This window comes from Massilia arenae (assembly GCF_008014745.1).
Lineage (GTDB): Bacteria > Pseudomonadota > Gammaproteobacteria > Burkholderiales > Burkholderiaceae_D > Telluria > Telluria arenae.
In genome coordinates, this window is sequence record NZ_VPFD01000016.1 from 35,907 (window position 1) to 59,007 (window position 23,101).

A 23,101-nucleotide genomic window follows, 5' to 3' on the forward strand; every position below is an offset into this window, starting at 1 on the left:
CTGCCGCGCCGCCCTCGCCAGGCGATTACTCACCAACTGCCTGCAGCTTCGGCTTGTCGTCGCCACCGGCTGCCGCCGGCGGCAGTTCGCGCACGCCCAGGGCGGCACGGACCTTGTTCTCGATCTCACGCGCCAGGGCTGGGCGATCCACCAGGAACTGACGGGCATTGTCCTTGCCCTGGCCGATGCGCTCGCCGTTATAGCTGTACCACGAGCCCGACTTCTCGACGATCTTGTTGTCGGCGCCCAGGTCCAGGATTTCGCCTTCGCGCGAGGTGCCGGCCCCGTACAGGATGTCGAAGTGGGCCTCTTTGAACGGTGGCGCGATCTTGTTCTTGACGACCTTGACCTTGGTTTCGTTACCGATCACTTCGTCGCCCGACTTGATCGAACCGGTACGACGGATGTCCAGGCGCACGGAGGCGTAGAACTTCAGTGCGTTACCGCCGGTGGTCGTCTCCGGGCTGCCGAACATGACGCCGATCTTCATGCGGATCTGGTTAATGAAGATCACCAGCGTGTTGGTGCGGTTGATCGAACCGGTAAGCTTGCGCAGCGCTTGCGACATCAGGCGTGCCTGCAGGCCCGGCAGCGAGTCGCCCATATCGCCTTCGATCTCGGCGCGCGGGGTCAGTGCCGCCACCGAGTCGATGACCACCAGGTCGACGCTGCCCGAACGCACCAGGGCGTCGGTGATTTCAAGTGCCTGTTCGCCGGTATCCGGCTGCGAGATCAGCAGGTCGCTCAGGTTGATGCCCAGTTTTTGGGCATAGGTGACGTCGAGCGCGTGCTCGGCGTCGATGAAGGCGCAGGTGCCACCCAGTTTTTGCATCTGGGCGATGGTTTGCAGCGTCAGGGTGGTTTTACCCGACGATTCAGGGCCGTAGATCTCGACGATACGGCCGCGCGGCAGGCCGCCGACGCCCAGGGCGATGTCGAGGCCCAGCGAGCCGGTGGAAACAGTCTGCACTTCTTCGACCGGCGCATTGGCATCCATGCGCATGACCGAGCCCTTGCCAAACTGCTTTTCGATTTGCGCCAGGGCGGCTGCCAGCGCCTTGCCCTTTTCAGCGGCGTTCAATGCGGATTTTTTGTCGTCCATGGTGTACTTTCAATCGTGGAGTAGGCAAGGTGAGGGCGCGCACGCGCACTTCAATAGCCACTACTGTATAAAAATCCAGTGGTTTTTGCAAGCACTAATGCGTGACCATTTTGTCAATAAGTGGGCTGAGGCTCGCATTGTTGCGACAAATCAAACACAATACACGTCATCCCCGCGCAGGCGGGGATCCAAGTTCTGCACCAACCGCTAGCGACAACCGCAGTCACAGTGCATACGGATTGGGTTCCCGCCTGCGCGGGAACGACGTATCAACCTATAACCGAGGTGCCACCATGCGAATTCTGCTCGCCGAAGATGATAGCGTACTTGCCGACGGCCTGACGCGCTCCCTGCGCCAGTCCGGCTACGCCATCGATTACGTCAAGAACGGCCAGGATGCCGACACCGCCCTATCCACCCAGGAGTTCGACCTGCTCATCCTCGACCTCGGCCTGCCGAAGATGTCGGGGCTCGAAGTGCTGCGCCGCCTGCGCGCCCGCGCCTCGCTGCTGCCGGTCCTGATCCTCACCGCCGCCGATTCCGTCGAGCAGCGCGTGGAAGGCCTCGACCTGGGCGCCGACGACTACATGGCAAAGCCGTTCGCCCTGTCCGAACTCGAGGCGCGGGTGCGCGCCCTCACCCGCCGCGGCGCCGGCGGCGGCCCGGCCGTGGTGCGCCACGGTCCGCTGGTCTACGACCAGGTCGGCCGCAGCGCCTACATCAACGACCAGATGCTCGACCTGTCGGCGCGCGAGCTCGGCCTGCTCGAGGTGCTGCTGGCGCGCACCGGCCGCCTGGTATCCAAAGAACAATTGGTCGACCATCTGTGCGAATGGGGAGAAGAAGTCTCCAACAACGCGATCGAGGTGTATGTGCACCGCCTGCGCAAGAAGATCGAGGTCGGCGGCGTGCGCATCGCCACCGTGCGCGGCCTGGGCTACTGCCTCGAGAAATTCTCCGAGGCTGCCGCGGCGGCCTCGGCTGAACGCGCCGCAGCAACGGCAACGTCAACGGCAACCGTCGCCGACAGGTGAACGAACGCGACGCCGGTTCCACGGCCGGACCCGAGTACACCCCGGCCACGGCGGCCGAGCCGACCTACGTCCCGCCGAATCCCGAGCCGGACGAAAACATCCGGCACTCGCTGTTCGGCGAGATCCTCGACTGGATGCTGGCCCCGCTGCTGCTGCTGTGGCCGATGAGCATCGCCATCACCTATCTGGTCGCCAAGTCGATCGCCAACCAGCCCTTCGACGACGCGCTCGAAGACCGGGTCACGGTGCTCGGCCAGCAGATCCGCAGCGTGGGCGGCAAGGCCGCCGGCCAACTGCATCCGTCCGGCCGCGACATCCTGCGCGCCGACGACGTCGACAGCGTCTATTACCTGCTGGCCGGGCCCGATGGCGAACTGCTGGATGGCGACCGCGACCTGCCGCGTCCGCAGATGAATGCGTCCGACGAGCATGCGCGCAGCGGCGCGGTCGAGTTCCGCAACGACACCATCCACGGCACGCCGATCCGGGTCGCCTACACCTATATCAACCTCGACCCATTGCATGAGCGTTCCCTGCAGCCGCCGCTCGAACCACCCCTTGCGCTGGTGCAGGTGGCCGAGACGCTCGACAAGCGCGCGCACCTGGCGGGCGAGATCATCAAGGGCGTGATCCTGCCCCAGTTCATCATCCTGCCGGTGATCCTGGCGCTGGTGTGGTTTGCGCTGTCGCGCGGCCTGACCCCGCTGGCCGAGCTGCAGCAGCGCATCCGCGCGCGGCCCCGGGACGACCTGTCGCCGATCGATCCGCGCCAGGTGCCGGAAGAGATCTCGCCGCTGGTCGGCTCCTTCAACGACATGCTCGAACGCCTGGGTGAGTCGATGGCGATGCAGAAGCGCTTCATCGCCGACGCTGCGCACCAGATGAAGACCCCGCTGGCCGGCATGCGCATGCAGTCCGAACTGGCCCTGCGCCAGCTCGACCCGGCCGAGATCCACCGTTCGCTGGAGCAGCTGGCCAAGAGTTCGGAATCGGCCACGCGCCTGGTGAACCAGCTGCTGGCGCTGGCGCGCGCCGAAAATCAACCGCAGGCCGGCCTCGCCTTCGCCGAGATCGACCTGCCGGTGCTCGCGCGCGAGACGGTGCGGGACTGGGTGCAAGCCTCGTTCGCGGGCCAGATCGACCTGGGCTTCGAGCCGCCGGCCGCCGACGAAGGCCCGGTCGTCATCGCCGGCCAGCCGCTGATGCTGCGCGAACTGCTGTCGAACCTCATCGACAATGCGCTGCGCTACACCCCGGCCGGCGGCAGCGTCACGGTGCGCGTGCGCCGCGACGGCGAACGGGCGCTGCTCGAGGTCGAGGACACCGGCCCCGGCATCGCCCCCAACGAGCGCGAACGCGTGTTCGAGCGCTTCTACCGCATCCTGGGCAGCAATACCCAGGGCAGCGGCCTGGGCCTGGCGATCGTGCGCGAGATCGCGCAGCAGCACGGCGCCGAGATCGACATCTTCAACAACCCGCGCACTCAGTCCAAGCGCTTCCCCGGCAGCCTGTTCCGCCTCACATTCCCGCCCCCGCTCCATGAACCCGACGCCGCCCCCTGACCCCCACCATGACGACGCGGCGCGCCGCCGCGTCGCCAACGCCACGCATTGGGAACGCACCCGCAAGATGACGCTGCTGCTGCTGGCGCTGTGGCTGGCGACCGGCTTCGGCACCGTGTTCTTCGCGCGCGAGCTGGCGCACTTCGAAGTGTTCGGCTGGCCCCTGTCGTTCTACATGGCGGCGCAAGGCGCCTCGCTGGTGTCGCTGGCGATCATCGGCTTCTATGCCTGGCGCATGCGGCGGCTGGACCGCGACGCTGCTGCCAATGCTGCGGCCAAGGCCGGGGATGCTCCACGATGAGCGGCAAGCCACCCTATTTCAGCAAGCTGGCGCGCTACTATCTCTGGTACACCGGCTGCTTCGCGCTGTTCCTGATCGCCGTCGCCCTGCTCGAGCAGGAAGGCATGCCGCGCCTGTGGATCGGCCACCTGTTCATGTTCGCCACCATTGCCCTGTACGCGATCATCGGCGTGATCTGCCGCACCTCGAGCGTCACCGAATACTACGTCGCCGGACGGCGCGTGCCGGCCATGTTCAACGGCATGGCCACCGCCGCCGACTGGATCTCGGCGGCCAGCTTCATCAGCCTGGCCGGCGGCCTCTATCTGCAGGGTTTCGACGGCCTGGCCTTCATCATGGGCTGGACCGGCGGCTTCGTGCTGGTTGCGCTGCTGATCGCGCCCTATCTGCGCAAGTTCGCGCAGTACACCGTGCCCGATTTTCTGGCGGCGCGCTACGGCGGTGGCGCCGGTGGACGCGGCGCCCCGGTGCGCGCGCTGGCGGTCGGCGCCACCATCCTGGTCTCGTTCACCTATGTGGTGGCGCAGATCTACGCGGTCGGCCTGATCGCCTCGCGCTTCACCGGCGTCGACTTCTCGGTCGGGATCTTCCTGGGCCTGGCGAGCATCCTGGTGTGCTCGTTCCTGGGCGGAATGCGGGCGATCACCTGGACCCAGGTGGCGCAATACATCATCCTGCTGGTCGCCTTTTTGATTCCGACCATGTGGCTGTCGGCCAAGCATGCCGACAACCCGATCCCCGCGGTGGCCTATGGCTCGCTGATGCCAAAGCTGACCGCGCGCGAAGCCGAACTGGCCAGGGACCCGCGCGAAGAACAGGTGCGCGCCGAGTTCCGCCGCCGCGCCGAGCAGTACGCGGCGCGGCTGGAAGCGCTGCCCGAATCGTGGGAGAGCGGCAAGCTGGAAGCCCAGCGCCAGCTGGCGGCGGCGCGCGCGCGCAATGCCTCGCTGACCGAGGTGCGCCAGGCCGAGCGTGCACTGGCCACCTATCCGAACTCGGTGGACGAGGCGCGCTCGCAATGGAGCGAGCGGCGCGACGCCAACCTGGCGCGCGCACGGCCGCCCGAGCCGCACGCCGAGCCCTTCCCCGGCGCCACGAAAGAAGAATCGGATAACCGCCGCAACAACTTTTTGGCGGTGGTGTTCTGCCTGATGTTCGGCACCGCGGCGCTCCCCCACATCCTGATGCGGGCCTATACCACGCCGTCGGTGAACGACACCCGGGTCTCGGTGTTCTGGACCCTGTTCTTCATCCTGCTGGTGTACCTGACGATTCCGGCGCTGGCGGTGCTGGCCAAGTACGACATCTATACCTCGCTGGTAGGGAGCGACTTCTCGGCGCTGCCCACCTGGATCTCGTACTGGGCCAACGTGGACAAGGCCAATCCCTTGGTGAGCGTGGCCGACATCAACGGCGACGGCATCGTGCAACTGGCCGAATTCGCGATCGACGCCGACGTGCTGGTGCTGGCCACGCCGGAAATCGGCGGCCTGCCCTACGTGATCGCGGGCCTGGTCGCGGCCGGCGGCCTGGCGGCGGCGCTGTCGACCGCCGACGGCCTGCTGCTGGCGATCTCCAACGCGCTGTCGCACGATGTCTACTACAAGATGGTCAACCCGAGCGCCTCGACCCAGAAGCGGGTGACGATCTCCAAGCTGCTCTTGCTGGGGGTGGCCTTCATCGCGGCCTATGTGGCCTCGCAGAAGCCGGCCGACATCCTGTCACTGGTCGCCGCGGCGTTCTCGCTCGCGGGCTCGACGCTCTTTCCTGTGCTGGTGCTCGGCGTGTTCTGGAAACGCGCCAACCACCAGGGGGCAATCGCCGGCATGCTGGCCGGCTTCGCGGTCTGCCTGTATTACATGCTGCGCGCGAGTCCCGCCCTGGGCGGCAGCCTGGATGCCGCCTGGTTCGGGATCCTGCCGATGGCGGCCGGCGTGTTCGGGGTACCGGCCGGGCTATTGACGATCGTCGCGGTGAGCCTGCTCACGCCCCGGCCCAGCCGCGGCAGCGAAGGGATGGTGGACTATATCCGGGCGCCGGAGTAGCCGATCAGCGGAGGGACAACCGGCGCCCTTCCGTGAAAATTGATGAGATTCCAGACGGTAGCCGAATGTTAGGCTCGTTCTTGCCGACATCGGCAATATAACAACGATCTTTTCACGGAAAAACCATGCTCGTCTTTACCCGCGCCGTTCGCGTCGCCGCCATGGCCGCGTTCGTGCTGTGCGGCGCGCCGGCTGCCCTGGCCCAGGCGCCAGCCGCCACCTCGCCGCCGCCAATCTCCGCCTTCTTCGCCAATGCCGCCTTCGGCGGCGCCAAACTGTCGCCCGACGCCCGCTACCTGGCGGCGCGCTCCAGCACCAAGGGCCAGCGCGATTTCCTGGTCGTGGTCGACCTGCAGGACAACAGCGGCAAGATCGTCGCCTCGTACAGCGATGCCGACGTCGGCGATTTCGAGTGGGTCAACAACGAGCGCCTGATCTTCAATACCCGCGACCGCAGCCTCGGCCTGGGCGACACCAGCAAGGCGCCCGGCCTGTATGCGGTGGACCACGACGGCGCGCAATTCGTGCAACTGGCCGAGCGCACCGGCGGCGGCATCGTCACCGGCGGCCCCAAGGGCCGGCGGCTGCTGCCCTGGCATACCTTCATGCTGGGCCAGCCCGGCGCCCAGGATTCGGACCACGTCTACATCATTAGCCCAGCCCTAGACATGAAGCGCGAGGTCCGCTACGTGAATCTGCTGCGCCTGAATACCCGCACCGGCTCGACCCAGGCCGTGCCGCGGCCGGGCAACGCGAAGGGCTGGCTGCTCGACCACAAGGGCGAGCCGCGCCTTGCCATTACCAGCGAGGACGGCCGCATCACCTTGCATTACCGCGAGCCCGGCGACGGCAACTGGCGCGAGCTGGCCAGCTACGCGAGCTTCGGCAACGGCCAGGACGCTATCCAACCAGTCGGCTTCGGCCCGGACGGCACGCTCTACGTGCTCGCGCGCGGCGGCAAGAAGTTCTTGTCGCTGTATGCCTACGACGTGGCCACCCGCAAGCTCGGCGCCGAGCCGCTGCTGAGCGCGGGCGGCTACGACGTCGATGGCAGCCTGGTGGTCAACCGCGACAGGATCCTCGGCATGACGCTCCGCACCGATGCGATCTCGAACGAATGGTTCGATTCCGGCATGAAAAGCCTGCAGGCGGCCGTGGACAAGGCGCTGCCGGCCACCATCAACGTCTTGTCGGTGCCGGCCCAGGCCGATTCGCCGTGGGCGCTGGTGACCTCGTACTCGGACCGGATCCCGCTTGTCTACAACCTGTACAACCGCCAGACCGGGCAAGTGAACAAGGTCGCCGATTCCCGTCCCGGCATCGTTCCCGCGCAGATGGGCCGCCAGGAATTCGTGCGCTACAAGGCGCGCGACGGCCTCGAGATTCCCGCCCTGCTGACCCTGCCAGCCGGCGCCAAACCGGGTGGCCTGCCGCTGGTGGTGCTGGTGCATGGCGGCCCTTATGTGCGCGGCAATTCCTGGGGCTGGGGTGCGGAATCGCAGTTCCTCGCCTCGCGCGGCTATGCGGTACTCGAACCGGAATTCCGTGGCAGCCTCGGTTTCGGCGTTCACCACTTCCAGGCCGGCCTGAAGCAATGGGGGCTCAAGATGCAGGACGATATCGCCGACGGCGCGCGCTGGGCGATCGACAAGGGCATCGTCGATCCGCAGCGCATCTGCATCGCCGGCCCCAGCTACGGCGGCTATGCCACCCTGATGGGCCTGGTCAACGATCCCGAGCTGTACAAATGCGGCATCAACTGGGTCGGCGTCACCGACCTGGGACTGCTGTTCGACAACGGCTGGATGTACAGCTCGGACGCGACCGATGAAATCAAGGCCTACCAGCTGCCGCAGATGCTGGGCGACCCGGTCAAGGATGCGGAGCGCTTCAAGGCGACCTCGCCGATCCAGCAGGCGGCGCGCATTACCCGGCCGCTGCTGCTGGCCTATGGCGGGGTCGACGAACGGGTGCCGCTCAACCATGGCACGCAGTTGCGCGACGCGGTCATGCGCACCAACCAGCAGGTCGAGTGGGTCCAGTATCCCGAGGAAGGCCACGGCTGGGCGCTGGAAAAGAACCGCATCGACTTCTATACGCGGGTCGAGAAATTCCTCGACCGCCATATCGGCAGCGGCGCCGCGCGATAACAACAGCGCCAAACGAAGAACGGGCGCCCTCGGGCGCCCGTTTCGCTTCCGGCAGACGTGCCCTTACAGGACGACGGTCTGCGCCTGACCTTCTTCGCGGGCGCGGATTTCACCGATGCGGTACACGGTCTCGCCGGCCGCTTCCAGCTGGGCGAAGGCGGCGTCCGCGTTCTCTTTCGAGACGATCACGGTCATGCCGATGCCGCAGTTGAACACGCGGTGCATCTCCGCATCGGCCACGCCGCCGTGCTGCTGCAGCCACTTGAACAGCGGCGGCATGGTCCACGACGACGCGTCCAGCACCGCAGTGAGGTTGTCTTGCAGCACGCGCGGGATGTTCTCGACCAGGCCGCCGCCGGTGATGTGCACCAGGCCCTTCACTTCCATCGAGGCCATCAGCGCCAGCAGCGGCTTGACGTAGAGGCGGGTCGGCGCCATCAGCACGTCGGACAGCTTGCGGCCGTGGAAGTCTGCCTCGAGGTCGGGCTTGGCGACGCTGATGATCTTGCGCACCAGCGAGTAACCGTTGGAGTGGATCCCCGACGAGGCCAGGCCCAGCACCACGTCGCCCGGGACGATTCTTGAGCCGTCGATGATCTGCGATTTTTCGACCGCGCCGACGGCGAAGCCGGCCAGGTCGTATTCGCCGTCCGGATACATGCCCGGCATTTCGGCGGTTTCGCCGCCCAGCAGCGCGCAGCCCGACTCTTCGCAGCCCTTGGCGATGCCCGAGACCACGGCGGTGGCGGTCGCCACGTCCAGCTTGCCGCAAGCAAAGTAATCGAGGAAGAACAGCGGCTCGGCGCCCTGCACCAGGATGTCGTTGACGCTCATGGCGACCAGGTCGATGCCAACCGTGTCGTGGCGGTTCAGTTCGAACGCCAGCTTGAGCTTGGTGCCCACGCCGTCGGTGCCCGAGACCAGGACCGGTTCCTTGAACTTCTTGCTGATCTCAAACAGACCGCCGAAGCCGCCGATCCCGCCCAGCACGCCTTCGCGCATGGTGCGCTTGGCGAGCGGCTTGATGGCTTCGACCAGGGCGTCACCGGCATCGATGTCGACACCCGCGTCGCGGTAGGAGAGAGAAACATTAGATGGTTGGCTCATGGTATTTGGCAGCGGAGGCGGTAAAATAGGAGGCGACCGGCAAAACTGGTCAATCCACTATTTTAGCAAAACGGTTCATCCAATATCCCGTTTAACGAATATAACATCGAAACTTGACCTTACTGGCATGCCATTTTTCCCCACGTCAGGCATGAAACGGCCCACGCCATGAAACAGCTGGTGCTCGATTTAGGCGCCGAACCGGCCCAGAGCCTCGACACCTTCCAGGTGGGGGCGAATGCCGAGATGGCGCACCTGATGCACCTGTTCGCCGAGCGCAGCTCGCGCGAGCACTTCGCATACCTGTGGGGCGATACCGGCGCCGGCAAGACCCACCTGCTGCACGGGCTGGCGGCCAGCCCCGGCGCACGCTATATCGCGGCCGACGCGCCTGCCGCCGATTTCCTGCACGCGCCAGACGTCACGCTCTACCTGCTCGACGATTGCGACCGCCTGAGCCCGCAGCGCCAGATCGACGCCTTCGCCCTGTTCAACCAGATCCGCGAGCACGGCGCCTATATGGTCTGCACCGGTCCGGTGCCGCCAGCGGTGCTGGGAGTGCGCGAAGATCTGCGCACGCGCATGGGCTGGGGCCTGGTGTACCAGATCCACGGCTTGTCGGACGACCAGAAGATCGCCGCCCTGACGCACGCCGCCGAGTTGCGCGGTTTGACCTTGTCGGCCAGCGTGTTACCCTATTTGTTGTCTCATTTCAAACGCGACATGCGTTCCCTGTCGACCATGCTGGACGCGCTGGACCAGTATTCGCTCGAAACCCAGCGCCCGGTCACGCTGCCCCTGCTGCGCGACCTGCTGTTGCAAGAGAACCTGCCGCTTGAACCCAAAGAATGAAAAACCTTGCCCTGTTTGACCTCGACCACACCCTGCTGCCGCTCGATTCGGACCACGAATGGGGCGAATTCCTGGCGCGGGTCGGCGCGGTCGACGGCGCTGCCTACCGCGCCCGCAACGACGCCTTCTTCGCCCAGTACAACGCCGGCGTGCTCGACCCGGTCGAATACCTCGAGTTCGCGCTCGGCACCCTGGCGGGCTTTCCGCGCCACGAGCTCGAATCGCTCCACGCGCGTTACATGCGCGAAGTGATCGAGCCCGCGATCAAGCCGCAAGCATTGAGGCTGGTGCGCGAGCACCAGGACGCCGGCGACCTGGTGGCGATCATCACCGCCACCAACCACTACCTCACGGCGCCGATCGCGGCCGCCTTCGGCGTCGAGCACCATATCGCGGCCATGCCCGAGCGCGACGCCGACGGCAATCTGACCGGGCGCCTGGCCGGCACCCCGACCTCGGGCCCAGGCAAGATCACGCATATGCACGCCTGGCTGGAGCGCCTGGGGCAGCCGTTCGGCAGCTTCGGCCGCAGCCATTTCTACAGCGATTCGCACAACGACATTCCGCTGCTGTCCATCGTCTCCCATCCGGTCGCGACCAATCCGAGCGCCGCGCTCGCGAGCCACGCGCAGCAACAGGGCTGGCCAACCATCCAACTATTCAATGATTAAAAAATTCATCCGTAAAATCCTGGGTGTGAAAGACCAGCGCGACGCAACCGAACCGACCATCCTCGGCCCGGAAGAACATGGCATCGACCCCAAGAACGTCTCGTCCAACGCGATACGCGTCACGCAAACCCTGCAGGAAGCCGGCTTCAAGGCTTTCGTGGTCGGCGGCGCCGTGCGCGACCTGCTGCTGGGCGTGAAGCCCAAGGACTTCGACATCGCCACCGACGCCACGCCCGAGCAGGTCAAGAAACTGTTCCGGCGCGCCTTCATCATCGGGCGCCGGTTCCAGATCGTGCACGTGATGTTCGGCCAGGACCTGCTGGAGGTAACGACCTTCCGCGGCAACGGCAGCGACAACGCACCGAAGGACGAACACGGCCGCGTGTTGCGCGACAACAGCTTCGGCCCGCAACACGAAGACGCGGCGCGCCGCGACTTCACCATCAACGCCATGTACTACGATCCGGCCAGCCAGAGCGTGCTCGATTACCACGGCGGCATGGAAGACATCCGCGCCAAGCTGCTGCGCATCATCGGCATGCCGGAAGCGCGCTACCGCGAAGATCCGGTGCGCATGCTGCGCGTGGTGCGTTTCGCGGCCAAGCTGGGCTTCACGATCGAGCCGACCACGCGCGCGCCGATCCCCGTCATGGCCCCGCTGATCGACAATGTGCCGGCGGCGCGCGTGTTCGACGAGATGCTCAAGCTGCTGCTGTCGGGCCACGCCCTGGCCTGCCTCAAGGAGCTGCGCTCGGCCGGCCTGCACCACGGCCTGCTGCCGCTGCTGGACGTGGTGCTGGAGCAGCCGATCGGCATGAAGTTCGTGACCCTGGCGCTCGACTCCACCGACTCGCGCGTAAAAGCCGGCAAGGGCGTCTCGCCCGGCTTCCTGTTCGCATCGCTGCTGTGGCACCAGGTGCTGGAAAAATGGACCGCCTACCGCGCCGCCGGCGAAGCACCGATCCCCGCGCTGCACCTGGCGGCCGACGCCGTGCTGGAAACGCAAACCGAGAACCTGGCCCTGCAGCGCCGCATCGCCACCGATATGCGCGACATCTGGGCCATGCAGCCGCGCTTCGAGCGCCGCGCCGGCCGCGCGCCATACAAGCTGCTGGAACACCCGCGCTTCCGCGCCGGCTACGACTTCCTGCTGCTGCGCTGCGCCTCGGGCGAACTGCCGGAAGAAGTGGGCGAGTGGTGGACCGAGTTCTATGCGGCCGAGGGCGGCGACCGCGAGCGCCTGGTGGCCTCGGCCAGCACGCGTGAGCGCGAAGGCGGCGCCGCCAATGGCGCGCCCAAGAAGCGTCGTCCGCGCCGCGGTCCGCGCAAGAATACTGGTGAAGGCGGCGGCGAAGGCAGCCCGGCGCCAGCAGGCGGTAGCGAAGAATGATCGCCTGGGTCGGGATCGGCGCCAACCTGGGCGACGCGCAGGCGAACGTGCTCGACGCGCTGGCGCGCCTGGCGCGGATGGGTGGCAGCACGCTGCTGCACACCTCGAGCCTGTACCGCACCGCCCCGATCGATTCGAGCGGCGACGACTACATCAATGCCGTGGCCTGCCTCGACACCACCCTGGCGCCCCACGACCTCTTGACGGCGCTGCAGGGCATCGAACAGGCCCATGGCCGCGAGCGGCCCTACCACAACGCGCCGCGCACGCTCGACCTCGACCTGCTGCTGTACGGCGACGAAGTCATCGCCAGCCCAAGCTTGAGCGTGCCGCATCCGCGCATGCATGAACGCGCCTTCGTGCTGCAGCCGCTGCTCGAGATCGCCCCCGACATCGTCATCCCCGGCCACGGCCCGGCGCGCAATTTTGCGGCGCTGGTGGCCGGCCAGACCATCGCCAAGCTCGCGTAGAAAGCGCACGCCATGAACCTGCCCGTCTGGGCCCAGACCACGGGCCTCCTGATCCTGTCGAACGTCTTCATGACCTTCGCCTGGTACGGCCACCTGAAAGGCCTGCAGCACCGCGCCTGGTACGTGGCGGCCCTGATCAGCTGGGGCATCGCGCTGTTCGAATACCTGCTGCAGGTGCCGGCCAACCGCATCGGCCACACCCAGTTCTCGCTGGCCCAGCTCAAGATCATGCAAGAGGCGATCACCCTGACCGTGTTCGTCCCGTTCGCGATGTTCTACATGAACGAACCGTTCAAGCTCGATTACGTCTGGGCGGGCCTGTGCCTGGTCGGCGCCGTCTACTTCATCTTCCGTTCATGACCATTTGCCTGCAGCTTCGCGGGCGCCGCATTACACTACGCGGATCTGGACGTTCCAGTTTTACCAAAGGATTTGTATGAGCTCTTATTTGCAGGGTAACGATATGGCCGCGACCGGCGCCGCCACGGTGCCGACGCCGGTGCCCGCATTGCCGAAGGCCGTGACCGTTCCCGCGCTGCTCGCCAAGCGCGCAGCCGGCGACAAGATCGCGATGCTGACCTGCTACGACGCCAGCTTTGCCTCGCTGATGGACCGCTGCGGCGTCGAGATCCTCCTGATCGGCGATTCGCTGGGCATGGTCTGCGCCGGCCACGACTCGACCCTGCCGGTGACGGTGGCCGACATGGTCTACCACACGGCCTCGGTCGCGCGCGGCAACAAGAACGCACTGGTGCTGGCCGACATGCCCTTCGGCAGCTATGGCAACCCGCAGCAGGCCTATGACAGCGCGGTGCAGCTGATGCGCGCCGGCGCCCACATGGTCAAGATCGAGGGCGGCGCCTGGCTGGCCGACACTGTGCGCCTGCTGGTCGAGCGCGGCATCCCGGTGTGCGCGCACATCGGCCTGACCCCGCAGTTCGTGCACCAGCTGGGCGGTTTCAAGGTGCAGGGCAAGACCGGCGAAGGCGCCGAGCGCCTGAAGAACGACGCGCTGGCGCTGCAGGCGGCCGGCGCCGCCGTGGTGCTGCTCGAAGCGGTACCGGCGGCCCTGGGCCGCGAAGTCACCGAGATGCTGTCGGTACCGACCATCGGCATCGGCGCCGGTCCCGATTGCTCGGGCCAGGTGCTGGTGATGCATGACCTGCTGGGCGTATTCCCGGGCCGCAAGGCGCGCTTCGTCAGGAACTTCATGGATGGCCAGACCAGCATCGACGCGGCCGTCATGGCCTATGTGGCGGCCGTGAAGGACGGAAGCTTCCCGGCGCCGGAGCACTGCTTCTAGGGTGAGCGTCATGGGCCAGCAATCGACGTCACGTCTGTTCCTGGCCCTGTGGCCCGATCCCGCCGTGCGCCACGAGCTGCGCATCTGGCGCGATGCCTGGCCCTGGCCGCGTGAAGCAACGCCGGTCCATGCCGACAAGTTGCACCTCACCCTGCACTTCCTGGGCGACGTTCCCTCCGAACGCCTGCCCGAACTCCTCGATGGATTCGTAGTCCCGTTCGAAGCATTCCGGATCGATCTCGGCACGCCAGTACTGTGGCCGCACGGGATCGCGGTGCTCGAACCGCTGGCCGTACCGCCCGAACTGCTGGCGCTGCACGCGCGGCTGGCGGATGCGCTGGTCGGTCTCGGCCTGCAGCCCGAGACGCGCAGCTATCGGCCGCACGTTACCATGGCGCGCCGCGCCGGCGGCGTTGCCGTGCCGAAGAACGGTCCGGCCATCGCGTGGCAGGCCGGCAGCTACGCGCTGGTCGAATCGCGCGACGGCGTCTACACCGTCCTGCGCGAATACAGTTAATGCGCCTTACTTCTTGAGCACCCGCGCGCTCAGCGCGATCACGATCCCCGACAGCGACAGCGCGCCGAGCGCCACCATCACGCTCGAGTGCACCGCCACCCAGCCCAGCACCGGCGGCGCCAGCAGCAGGCCGCCATAGCCCAGCATAGCCACCGCCGCCACGCCCGCGCCGGGATGCATGCCGGGGATGCAGAGGCGGGGTCAGAAGCGGGGTCACAGAAGCGGGGTCAGGTCTGACATTCGGACACGACCTCATCCTTATCAAGAAAAACCCACTGTCGAGCCCGTGTCCGAATGTCAGACCTGACCCCACGTCCTCTGGTCGGCCTCGGCCTGCAGCCGGAACAGCGCAGCTATCGGCCGCACGTCACCATGGCGCGCCGCGCCGGCGGCGTCGCCGTGCCGGAGAACGGTCCGCCGATCACGTGGCAGGCCGACAGATACGCGCTGGTCGAATCGCGCGACGGCGTCTACACCGTCCTGCGCGAATACAGTTAATGCGCCTTACTTCTTGAGCACCCGCGCGCTCAGCGCGATCACGATCCCCGACAGCGACAGCGCGCCGAGCGCCACCATCACGCTCGAGTGCACCGCCACCCAGCCCAGCACCGGCGGCGCCAGCAGCAGGCCGCCATAGCCCAGCGTGGCCACCGCCGCCACGCCCGCGCCGGGATGCATGCCGGGGATGCGCGCGGCGGCGCCGAACAGCAGCGGCACCACGTTCGCCGCGCCCAGGCCGACCAGGGCGAAGCCGCAACTGGACATCACGAAATTGGTGCTGAGGACCGCCAGCGCCAGGCCGGCGAACATGGCCAGGCCGCCGATCACCATCACCCGCGTCGCGCCGACGCGCAGGATGATGCGGTCGCCGGCGAAGCGGCAGGCCGCCATCGCGATCGAGAACGCCGAGTAGCCCAGCGCCGCCGACGCCGGCGAGGCGCCGGTGCGCTCCTCCAACAGCAGCGCGCTCCAGTCGACCAGCGCGCCTTCGACCGCGAAGCACAGCAGCGCCAGCAGGCCGAGGCCAAGGGCGGCGCCACGCGGCAGCATGAAATGGCTGCCGCTCGCATGCGCGGCGAAGCCCAGCACGCGCGGCGCCGTCAAGGCCAGCACCACGGCGCTCGCCACCGCCACCATCAGCGCGCCTTCGCCATGCCCCAGGCCCTGGCCGACCAGCACGCCGCCCAGGCTCGCGCCGAACAGGCCACCCAGGCTGAAGAAGCCGTGGAACGAGGACATGGTGGGCAGGCCGCGTGCGGTCTCGACCTCGCTGGCGTTGGCGTTCATCGCCACGTCCAGCGCCCCGTTGGCCACGCCGAACAGGAAGGCCGCGATGAACAGCAGCGGCAGGCTCGGCATGCCCATGATCACGGCCGTCATCAGTGCGAAGGCAAAGCCCGACAGCAGCACCATGCGGCGCGTGCCGAAGCGGCCGGTCAGGCCGCCCATCAGCGGCATCGCCATCAGGGCACCGCCGGCGATCGTCAGCAGCACCAGGCTGAGCATGCCGGTATCGATGCCCATGCGCGCCTGCACGGTCGGCACGTGGGCCGCCCACAGGCCGATGCCGGCGCCGTTGAGTAAAAAGACGGTCGAGATGGCCCAGCGGCCGGCTTCGACGCTGCGGGGAATGGCGTTGGTGACATGGGTCATGCTTCGGCCTTTGCAGTCAATGTGAGATCGAGTTGGGGATGGCGTTCGCGCAGGCGCGCAACGGCCTGCGGCGGCGCATCGGATTCCAGCACCAGCTGGTCGATCCGCTCCAGCGCGCCGAACATGAAGGCGGCGCGCTCGTCGAAACGTTCGTTGAGCACCGCGGCCGCGCAGCGCGCGCTCACCGCCAGCATTGCTTCCTTGAGCGCCGCTTCCTCGGGATTCGAGGCTGCCAGGCCACGGTCGACGTCCACGCCGCAGACGCCCACCAGCGCCAGGTCGGGGCGCAGGCGCCCGACCTCGGCCAGGGTGGCGGCGCCATAGGTCGCGCCTTCGTCCGGGTGATAGGTCCCGCCCAGCAGCACGATGCGCGTACGCCTGAAATGCCCCAGCGCGAGCGCGATCTGCGGACTGTTGGTGACGATGGCCGCCGCGCAGCCGTCTTCCAGCAGGCGCGCCAGCGCCAGGTGGGTCGAGCCGGCGTCGATCAGCACCGTGTCGTCCGGGCGGATGCATGCGCGCAGGCCGTGCGCCAGCAGCATCTTGCGCGGCAGGTCGGCCTCGGCGCGCTCGCCGAAACTGGCCGCGCGCCGCAGCCGCACCGCGCCGCCGTGCACGCGCCGCAGCAGGCCGGCCGCGTCGAGGTCGCGCAGGTCGCGTCGGATGGTGTCTTCGGACGTCGCCAGCCGCCCTGCCAGCTCGGCAGCCAATACCCGCCCCTCGCGCTCGACCGCGTCGACGATGGCCTGGCGCCGTTCTTCCGGCAATTGCATGATTTCGCTCCAGTTCGGTTGATGCGTCACTTTACACAAACATGCAAATTCACGCAACAACATGCAAAAACACGCATGGATGCTCGTCGTGGCATCCAAGTCGCAACTGGCGCCGTATTTCCTGCAACCGAGCGCATGGCATGGCGCAAGCGACGCAATCTCGACGATACTTTGCAGATGAACCAGACCAAGCCCGCTTTCCCCTCCCCCATGTGGCGCATCTATATCGGCGCCTGGATCGCGTACGTCGTCCTGGTCGGCCTCGTGGTGCAGGCCGACGAACTGGCTACCGGCCAGTTCGATCCGATGATGATCGCCTATGCCTTCGTCACCACGGGTTCCGGCGGCGTCCTGCTCGCACTGGTGTGGCCGCTCACCGGCTGGATGGAGCGGCGTGGCCTGGCGACCGTGACCCGTCTCGCCATCCATCTGGTGGCGGCCGTCGCCTTCGCCATCTTCGCGCATCTGATCGTCCTGTCGCTGCAGAAGGGAGATGGACGACCGCTGTCCTGGCACGCCTGGCCGCTGATGTACAGCCTGATGGGCTACGCCCTGATGGCCGGTATCTTCCAGACCGTGCGCGCCAATGCCGCCGCCCAGCGCCAGGCCCTGGCCGCCCAGCAGGCGCAAACCTTGCTGGTGGCCGCCGAACTGGGCGCGCTGCGCAGCAAGCTCAATCCCCACTTCCTGTTCAACACGCTGCACTCGATCATCGCCCTCACCCAGCGCGATCCGGCCGCAGCCGAGACGGCGCTGTTTCAGTTCTCCGACATGCTGCGCTACGTGCTGGACACCGAACGCGCCGGTGTCGACCGCGTCACGCTCGACGCCGAACTGCAGTTCGTGCGCGACTACCTGGAGCTGGAGCAGCTGCGCCTCGGGCCGCGCCTGCAGGTGCAATGGGATCTCGATCCCGACGCAGGCGACTTTGTGCTGCCAGCCCTGACCCTGCAACCGCTGATCGAGAACAGCATCAAGCATGCCTTCAATCCCTACACCCGACCCGGCCTGCTGCGCATCGAGAGCCGGCGCGACCCGCAGGCCGGAACGCTGCGCCTGACCGTGAGCGACGACGGTCCGGGCGCCGCGCAAGAGACGATAGACGCTTCTCCCGGCCTGGGCATCCGCACCATCGGCCGCCGCCTCGAACTCGATTACGCGGGACGCGCCGCATTAACGATCGATTCCCGCCCCGGCGCCGGCTTTGCCGCCTGCGTCACCTTGCCCTGTGCCTGCTGAAACCATGACCAAGACTGTATTCTTCGCCGAAGACGAACCGCTCGCGCGCGACGTGCTGCGCGACGCCATCTATGCCCACCCTGACCTGCGCCTGGTCGGCGAAGCCGCCGACGGCGCCAGCGCGCTCGAACGCATCGGACAGCTACGGCCCGATGTCGTGTTCATGGACATCCAGATGCCCGAGATGACTGGCCTCGAGGTGCTGCGCCGGCTCGACTACCTGCCGCAAATCGTGTTCACCACCGCCTACGACCAGTACGCGGTGACCGCCTTCGAGCTGCACGCGGTCGACTACCTGCTCAAGCCGTTTACCCGTGCGCGGTTCGCGGCCAGCGTGGCGCGCCTGCTCGAAGGCGCCGAACAGCAGCAGGATCGCGCCGGCCTTGAGGATGCGCTGGCGCGCGTGGAGAGCGGTCCGGCGCGGCTGGACCGCATCCTGGTGCGCGACCGCGGCCGCATCTTCCCGCTCGCCGTGGGCGAGATCGAATACATGAAGGCCGATTCGAAGTATACGGTGATCGTCGCGCGCGGCCAGCACTTCCTGGTGCGCATCGGGATCTCGGAACTGGAGACGCAGCTCGACCCGCACCGCTTCATCCGCGTGCACCGTTCGGCGCTGGTGAATCTCGATTTCGTCGAATCGATGCGCGCCGACGAGCAGTCGCAACTGCAGATTTTCATGCGCGACGGCGCCTGCATCGGCGCCAACCGCGAAGCCTCGAAGCTGCTGCGCGATATGTCGATCTAGGCGCCCTACCATCAAAACAACATCGACCGGCAAAACGGCAAAGTTGGTCCTGCCGCCGGCTTCTGCATTTATAATCGCGGATTTTCCGCCCGATAATAATTCCTGGACTTCGGAGCATTCACCAGCATGAATATCACCCTGATCTCTTTCGTCGTGCTCTACCTGTTGGGTACGCTTGCCCTGGGCATGTGGGCGGGCACGCGGATCAAGAACACCAGCGACTTCGCCGTCGCCGGCCGCAGCCTGCCGCTGATCATGGTGATCACCACCACATTCGCCACCTGGTTCGGCGCCGAGACCGTGATGGGCATCCCCGCCAAGTTCGTGCAGGGCGGCCTGAACGCGGTGGTCGAGGATCCGTTCGGGGCCGGCATGTGCCTGATCCTGGTCGGCATGTTCTTCGCCGCCCGCCTGTATAAACTGAACCTGCTGACGATCGGCGACTACTACCGCCAGCGCTACGGCAAGGGCATCGAGGTATTCTGCTCGGTGGCCATCATCATGAGCTACCTGGGCTGGGTCGCGGCCCAGATCACGGCGCTGGGCCTGGTATTCTCGGTGCTGACCGCGGGCGCCATGTCGCCGGCCGTGGGCATGATCGTCGGCACCCTGACGGTGCTGATCTACGTGGTGGTAGGCGGCTTCTTGGCCGTGGCCGTGACCGACTTCATCCAGATGATCGTGCTGGTGGTGGGCATGAGCGTGATCGCCTGGTTCGCCGCCGACCTGGCCGGCGGCGCCGGCAACGTGCTGGCGATGGCCCAGCAGGCCGACCTGTGGCGCTTCCTGCCCGAGCCCAGCCTCAAGGACGTGATGTTCTTCATCGCCGCCGCGGTCACGATGATGTTCGGCTCGATCCCGCAGCAGGACGTGTTCCAGCGCGTGATGTCGGCCAAGGACGCGCCGACCGCGCGCACCGGCGCCATCGTCGGCGGCGCGAGCTACATCGTGTTCGCCTTCGTGCCGATGTTCATCGTGGCCGCCGCCGTGGTCGTGATGGGCAGCACCGCGCTGGACCTGGCCCAGAACGACTACCAGCGCCTGCTGCCGACCTTCGTGATGACGCAGATGCCGCTGGTCATGCAGATCCTGTTCTTCGGCGCCCTGCTATCGGCGATCAAGAGCACTTCGTCGGCCACCCTGCTGGCCCCGTCGACCAGTTTTGTCGAGAACATCCTCAAGAACCTGCGTCCCGGCATGACCGACCGCGAACAGCTGTTCGCGATGCGCGTCTCGATCGTCGTGTTCGCGGCGCTGGTGCTGCTGTATGCGATCGCGATGGAAGGCACCTCGATCTACGAACTGGTGTCGGGCGCCTACCAGGTGCCGCTGGTCGGCGCCTTCATCCCGCTGGTGATGGGGCTGTACTGGAAGCGCGCGACCACCCAGGGCGCCATCTTCTCGATCGGCGCGGGGCTGTTCACCTGGATCCTGTTCTTCGAGCAGATCACATCGCTGGGCGAGCATTTCCCGGGCCAGTTGGCGGGGCTGATCGCGGCCTTTGTGGGCATGGTGGTGGGGTCGCTGGCGCCGCAGGTGCTGAAGAATCGTGGGGAGACGCAGGATGTGCTGGAGGCTAAGGCGTAAGCTGCTTGATACTTAGGTTCCCGCCTGCGCGGGAACGACGTGCGATAGGTGCGGGCCACGGTCGACGATCGTGGCCCGAGTCATATATACGTCGTTCCCGCGGAGGCGGGAACCTAAGTCCGCATGAATGCCAATAACGCCTGGCTAATCAAACATGCAGTAACAAATGCTCCCGCTCCCACGGACTGATCACCTGCATGAACTCGCGGTGCTCGAGCTCCTTCACCGCCGTATAGACGTCGATGAAGCGCTCCCCCAGCACGTCGCGCAACCGGTCCTCGCGCCGCAGCAGGGTGATCGCCTCCGACAATCCCTGCGGCAGCTCCACCGGCATATCGTAGGCGTTGCCCTCGACCATCGGTGACGGTTCGATCGCTTCCGTCATCCCCAGGTAGCCGCAGGCCAGCGTGATCGCCAGCGCCAGGTAGGGGTTGGCGTCGGCGCCGATCACGCGGTTCTCGACGCGGCGATCCTGCGAACCCGATACCGGCACCCGGAAACCCACCGTGCGGTTGTCGATGCCCCACTGCAGGTTGATCGGCGCCGCCGTCTCGCGCACGATGCGGCGGTAGGAATTCACATAGGGCGCGACGATCGCCATCGCCGACGGCATATAGCGTTGCAGGCCGCCGATATACTGCTGGAACAAGGTCGACGGAGAACCGTCGTCATTGCTGAAGATGTTCTTGCCGCTCTCGGCATCGACCACGCTCTGGTGCACGTGCATCGCCGAACCCGGCTCGCCCGCCATCGGCTTGGCCATGAAGGTGGCGTACATATCGTGCTTGAGCGCGGCCTCGCGCAGGGTGCGCTTGAAATAGAAGACCTTGTCGGCCAGGCCCAGCGGCTCGCCGTGCTGGAAGTTGATCTCCATCTGGCCGGCGCCGATCTCGTGGATCAGGGTGTCGACGTCGAGATTCATCATCTCGCAGTAATCGTAGATGTCCTCGAACAGCGGATCGAATTCGTTGACGGCGTCGATGCTGTACACCTGGCGACTGGTCTCGGCGCGGCCGCTGCGGCCGATCGGCGCCGCCAGCGGCAGGTTGGGGTCGATGTTCTTGGCGGTGAGATAGAACTCGAGCTCGGGCGCCACCACCGGCTTCCAGCCACGCTGCTCATACAGCTTGAGCACGCGCCGCAGCACGCTGCGCGGGGCGAAGTCCACCAGCTTGCCATCGGCGTAGTAGCAGTCGTGAATCACTTGCGCGGTGGGGTCGGCCGCCCACGGCACCATGGTGATGGTGCTCGGGTCGGCGCGCAGGATCATGTCGCGGTCGATGCTCGAGATGGCGCGCTCATAGGCGGAGTCGCGCTCGGGCGTGTTGCCGGTGACGGTCATGCCCAGCACCACCTCGGGCAGGCGCATGCCGCGTTCATCGGTGAATTTCACGCGCGGCAGGATCTTGCCGCGCGCCACCCCGGTCAGGTCGGGCACCAGGCATTCGATCTCGGTGACCCGCTTGGCGTCGAGCCACTCTTCCATGTCGGTATAGCTGAAGTTATCGCGAATTGCCATGTAGTTGCCTCACTGTCGTTGAAGGGTGCAGAAGGCAGGAGAGTCGGGGAGCCTCGGTCCCGGGCCCTTGGCAGAGGCGCTCATGCAAGGCTCCGGCGCCGTTCGTAATTCTCGCAGCGTCGCTCGTGATACTCGCGGCACGCCTGGCCAAAGGCCCCGAACATCTTCATCGAATACGGATTGTGCTGGATGCGCCACTCGGGATGCCACTGCACGGCCAGGGTGAAACCGGGCGCGTTCGACACGGTAAATGCCTCCACCAGACCGTCTTCCGCCACAGCTTCGACCGTCAGGCCGGGCGCCAGTTCGTTCACGCCCTGCCCGTGCAGCGAATTGACGGGAATCTCGGGCACGCCCAGGATGCGCTCCAGCAGGCCGCCGGGGCACAGGCTGACGTTGTGGGCGTCGCCGTACTGCTCATCCATGCCCAGCTCGGCTTTCTCGCGATGGTCGAACTTGCCGGCGACGGTCTGCACCGCCTGGTGCAGGCTGCCGCCCAGCGCCACGTTCATCTCCTGGAAGCCGCGGCAGATCGCGATGATCGGCACGCCGCGCCGCACCGCCTCGCGGATCAGCGGCAAGGTGGTCTGGTCGCGCGCAGGATCCTGCGGCAGCGAGGGATCGAGCACTTCCTCAGAGTAATAACTCGGATGCACATTCGATGCCGAACCGGTCAACATGATGCCGTCGATGGTGCCGAACAGGGTGTCCAGGTCCAGCGACGCGCCGAGCGACGGCAGGATCAGGGACGCGCAGTCGGCGCCGAGGGTGACGGCGTCGACGTATTTGTGCTGGGCCGCGTGGTACGGGTGTTCGCCGAAATCACGCGTGCATGCGGGAACGATGACGATAGGGCGCATGGGTTCTACCTTGTGTTGAGCGCGCGAGACCAAAACAGCCTGATCCTGTGCGGGGGCCTTTAATCCAGATCAAACACAACGCCAGCGAGGCGCTTCTCCTGCCGATCTGCTAATAAAAATGCGATTCCATGTCAAAAGCTTAACGGACATCGGCGAGCCCTGCCCACACGTTACGGGCCGTCACGAAACGTTTTTAGATCAATGTGAACGGCGAAAAA

The 23,101-nt window shown here is 66.4% G+C and carries 23 protein-coding genes; 16 read left to right on the forward strand and 7 right to left on the reverse strand.

The features are described 5' to 3' along the window. Window positions 1-25: 25 nt before the first annotated feature. Window positions 26-1,102, reverse strand: coding sequence for a recombinase RecA (gene recA / locus FVD38_RS15310; protein WP_123069054.1), 1,077 nt, complete (start codon window positions 1,100-1,102; stop codon window positions 26-28). Between the two features lie 293 nt (window positions 1,103-1,395). Here recA and FVD38_RS15315 point away from each other — a divergent pair, with 293 nt between their 5' ends. The 5 genes from FVD38_RS15315 to FVD38_RS15335 all read left to right on the forward strand — a co-directional run bounded on the left by FVD38_RS15315 (window position 1,396) and on the right by FVD38_RS15335 (window position 8,194). Further along, entirely contained in the window at window positions 1,396-2,136 is a 741-nt protein-coding gene (locus FVD38_RS15315; RefSeq protein ID WP_147935617.1) for a response regulator transcription factor, read from the forward strand. Continuing rightward, on the forward strand, window positions 2,133-3,698 hold the full coding sequence (locus FVD38_RS15320) for a sensor histidine kinase (protein WP_147935618.1): 1,566 nt from the start codon (window positions 2,133-2,135) through the stop codon (window positions 3,696-3,698). The genes FVD38_RS15315 and FVD38_RS15320 overlap by 4 nt, the downstream gene beginning before the upstream one ends. Beyond that, complete coding sequence (locus FVD38_RS15325) at window positions 3,676-3,999, forward strand: DUF4212 domain-containing protein (protein WP_147935619.1); 324 nt, start codon at window positions 3,676-3,678, stop codon at window positions 3,997-3,999. The genes FVD38_RS15320 and FVD38_RS15325 overlap by 23 nt, the downstream gene beginning before the upstream one ends. After that, window positions 3,996-6,044, forward strand: coding sequence for a sodium:solute symporter family protein (locus FVD38_RS15330; RefSeq protein WP_147935620.1), 2,049 nt, complete (start codon window positions 3,996-3,998; stop codon window positions 6,042-6,044). Before FVD38_RS15325 ends, FVD38_RS15330 begins: the two co-directional genes overlap by 4 nt. Before the next feature lie 125 nt (window positions 6,045-6,169). Continuing rightward, the gene (locus FVD38_RS15335) at window positions 6,170-8,194 is read left to right on the forward strand and encodes a S9 family peptidase (protein ID WP_147935621.1); all 2,025 of its coding nucleotides are present in this window, start codon (window positions 6,170-6,172) and stop codon (window positions 8,192-8,194) included. A gap of 63 nt (window positions 8,195-8,257) precedes the next feature. Here FVD38_RS15335 and purM read toward each other — a convergent pair whose 3' ends face one another. Further along, window positions 8,258-9,301, reverse strand: a complete 1,044-nt coding sequence (gene purM, locus FVD38_RS15340) for a phosphoribosylformylglycinamidine cyclo-ligase (RefSeq protein WP_147935622.1) — start codon at window positions 9,299-9,301, stop codon at window positions 8,258-8,260. 168 nt (window positions 9,302-9,469) lie between these two features. On the opposite strand from purM, the gene hda reads away from it, so the two are divergent. The 7 genes from hda to thpR all read left to right on the forward strand — a co-directional run bounded on the left by hda (window position 9,470) and on the right by thpR (window position 14,504). After that, the gene (hda, locus tag FVD38_RS15345; protein WP_147935623.1) at window positions 9,470-10,153 is read left to right on the forward strand and encodes a DnaA regulatory inactivator Hda; all 684 of its coding nucleotides are present in this window, start codon (window positions 9,470-9,472) and stop codon (window positions 10,151-10,153) included. After that, window positions 10,150-10,824 (forward strand): HAD family hydrolase, encoded by a 675-nt coding sequence (locus tag FVD38_RS15350; RefSeq protein WP_147935624.1) that lies wholly within the window; start codon window positions 10,150-10,152, stop codon window positions 10,822-10,824. Before hda ends, FVD38_RS15350 begins: the two co-directional genes overlap by 4 nt. Next, a complete protein-coding gene (gene pcnB, locus FVD38_RS15355; protein WP_147935625.1) occupies window positions 10,817-12,214 on the forward strand; it encodes a polynucleotide adenylyltransferase PcnB in 1,398 nt (465 codons plus the stop codon). Before FVD38_RS15350 ends, pcnB begins: the two co-directional genes overlap by 8 nt. Continuing rightward, complete coding sequence (gene folK / locus FVD38_RS15360) at window positions 12,211-12,684, forward strand: 2-amino-4-hydroxy-6-hydroxymethyldihydropteridine diphosphokinase (protein ID WP_147935626.1); 474 nt, start codon at window positions 12,211-12,213, stop codon at window positions 12,682-12,684. Before pcnB ends, folK begins: the two co-directional genes overlap by 4 nt. 12 nt (window positions 12,685-12,696) lie before the next feature. Beyond that, window positions 12,697-13,044 (forward strand): DMT family protein, encoded by a 348-nt coding sequence (locus FVD38_RS15365; protein ID WP_005664942.1) that lies wholly within the window; start codon window positions 12,697-12,699, stop codon window positions 13,042-13,044. Between the two features lie 76 nt (window positions 13,045-13,120). Next, on the forward strand, window positions 13,121-13,987 hold the full coding sequence (gene panB / locus FVD38_RS15370; protein WP_229493704.1) for a 3-methyl-2-oxobutanoate hydroxymethyltransferase: 867 nt from the start codon (window positions 13,121-13,123) through the stop codon (window positions 13,985-13,987). Window positions 13,988-13,997: 10 nt separating this feature from the next. Next, entirely contained in the window at window positions 13,998-14,504 is a 507-nt protein-coding gene (thpR, locus tag FVD38_RS15375) for an RNA 2',3'-cyclic phosphodiesterase (RefSeq protein WP_147935627.1), read from the forward strand. Window positions 14,505-14,510: 6 nt separating this feature from the next. Here the strand turns inward: thpR and FVD38_RS15380 are convergent, their stop codons facing one another. Beyond that, window positions 14,511-14,684, reverse strand: a complete 174-nt coding sequence (locus FVD38_RS15380; RefSeq protein ID WP_229493707.1) for a hypothetical protein — start codon at window positions 14,682-14,684, stop codon at window positions 14,511-14,513. A gap of 114 nt (window positions 14,685-14,798) precedes the next feature. Here FVD38_RS15380 and FVD38_RS15385 point away from each other — a divergent pair, with 114 nt between their 5' ends. Continuing rightward, window positions 14,799-15,002, forward strand: a complete 204-nt coding sequence (locus tag FVD38_RS15385) for a 2'-5' RNA ligase family protein (RefSeq protein WP_187271607.1) — start codon at window positions 14,799-14,801, stop codon at window positions 15,000-15,002. A gap of 6 nt (window positions 15,003-15,008) precedes the next feature. Here the strand turns inward: FVD38_RS15385 and FVD38_RS15390 are convergent, their stop codons facing one another. Then, complete coding sequence (locus tag FVD38_RS15390) at window positions 15,009-16,157, reverse strand: MFS transporter (protein WP_147935628.1); 1,149 nt, start codon at window positions 16,155-16,157, stop codon at window positions 15,009-15,011. After that, window positions 16,154-16,930, reverse strand: coding sequence for a DeoR/GlpR family DNA-binding transcription regulator (locus FVD38_RS15395; RefSeq protein WP_187271608.1), 777 nt, complete (start codon window positions 16,928-16,930; stop codon window positions 16,154-16,156). The genes FVD38_RS15390 and FVD38_RS15395 overlap by 4 nt, the downstream gene beginning before the upstream one ends. Before the next feature lie 135 nt (window positions 16,931-17,065). On the opposite strand from FVD38_RS15395, the gene FVD38_RS15400 reads away from it, so the two are divergent. The 3 genes from FVD38_RS15400 (at window position 17,066) to FVD38_RS15410 (ending at window position 20,504) form a co-directional block, all read left to right on the forward strand. After that, a complete protein-coding gene (locus tag FVD38_RS15400; protein WP_229493709.1) occupies window positions 17,066-18,169 on the forward strand; it encodes a sensor histidine kinase in 1,104 nt (367 codons plus the stop codon). 4 nt (window positions 18,170-18,173) lie between these two features. Then, a complete protein-coding gene (locus FVD38_RS15405; protein WP_147935630.1) occupies window positions 18,174-18,917 on the forward strand; it encodes a LytR/AlgR family response regulator transcription factor in 744 nt (247 codons plus the stop codon). A 126-nt stretch (window positions 18,918-19,043) separates the two neighbouring features. After that, window positions 19,044-20,504 (forward strand): high affinity choline transporter 1, encoded by a 1,461-nt coding sequence (locus FVD38_RS15410; RefSeq protein WP_147935631.1) that lies wholly within the window; start codon window positions 19,044-19,046, stop codon window positions 20,502-20,504. 148 nt (window positions 20,505-20,652) lie between these two features. Here FVD38_RS15410 and FVD38_RS15415 read toward each other — a convergent pair whose 3' ends face one another. Both FVD38_RS15415 and FVD38_RS15420 read right to left on the reverse strand, forming a co-directional pair. Then, window positions 20,653-22,023, reverse strand: a complete 1,371-nt coding sequence (locus FVD38_RS15415) for a glutamine synthetase family protein (protein WP_147935632.1) — start codon at window positions 22,021-22,023, stop codon at window positions 20,653-20,655. An 80-nt stretch (window positions 22,024-22,103) separates the two neighbouring features. Beyond that, on the reverse strand, window positions 22,104-22,883 hold the full coding sequence (locus FVD38_RS15420) for a gamma-glutamyl-gamma-aminobutyrate hydrolase family protein (protein WP_147935633.1): 780 nt from the start codon (window positions 22,881-22,883) through the stop codon (window positions 22,104-22,106). Between the last annotated feature and the right edge of the window lie 218 nt (window positions 22,884-23,101).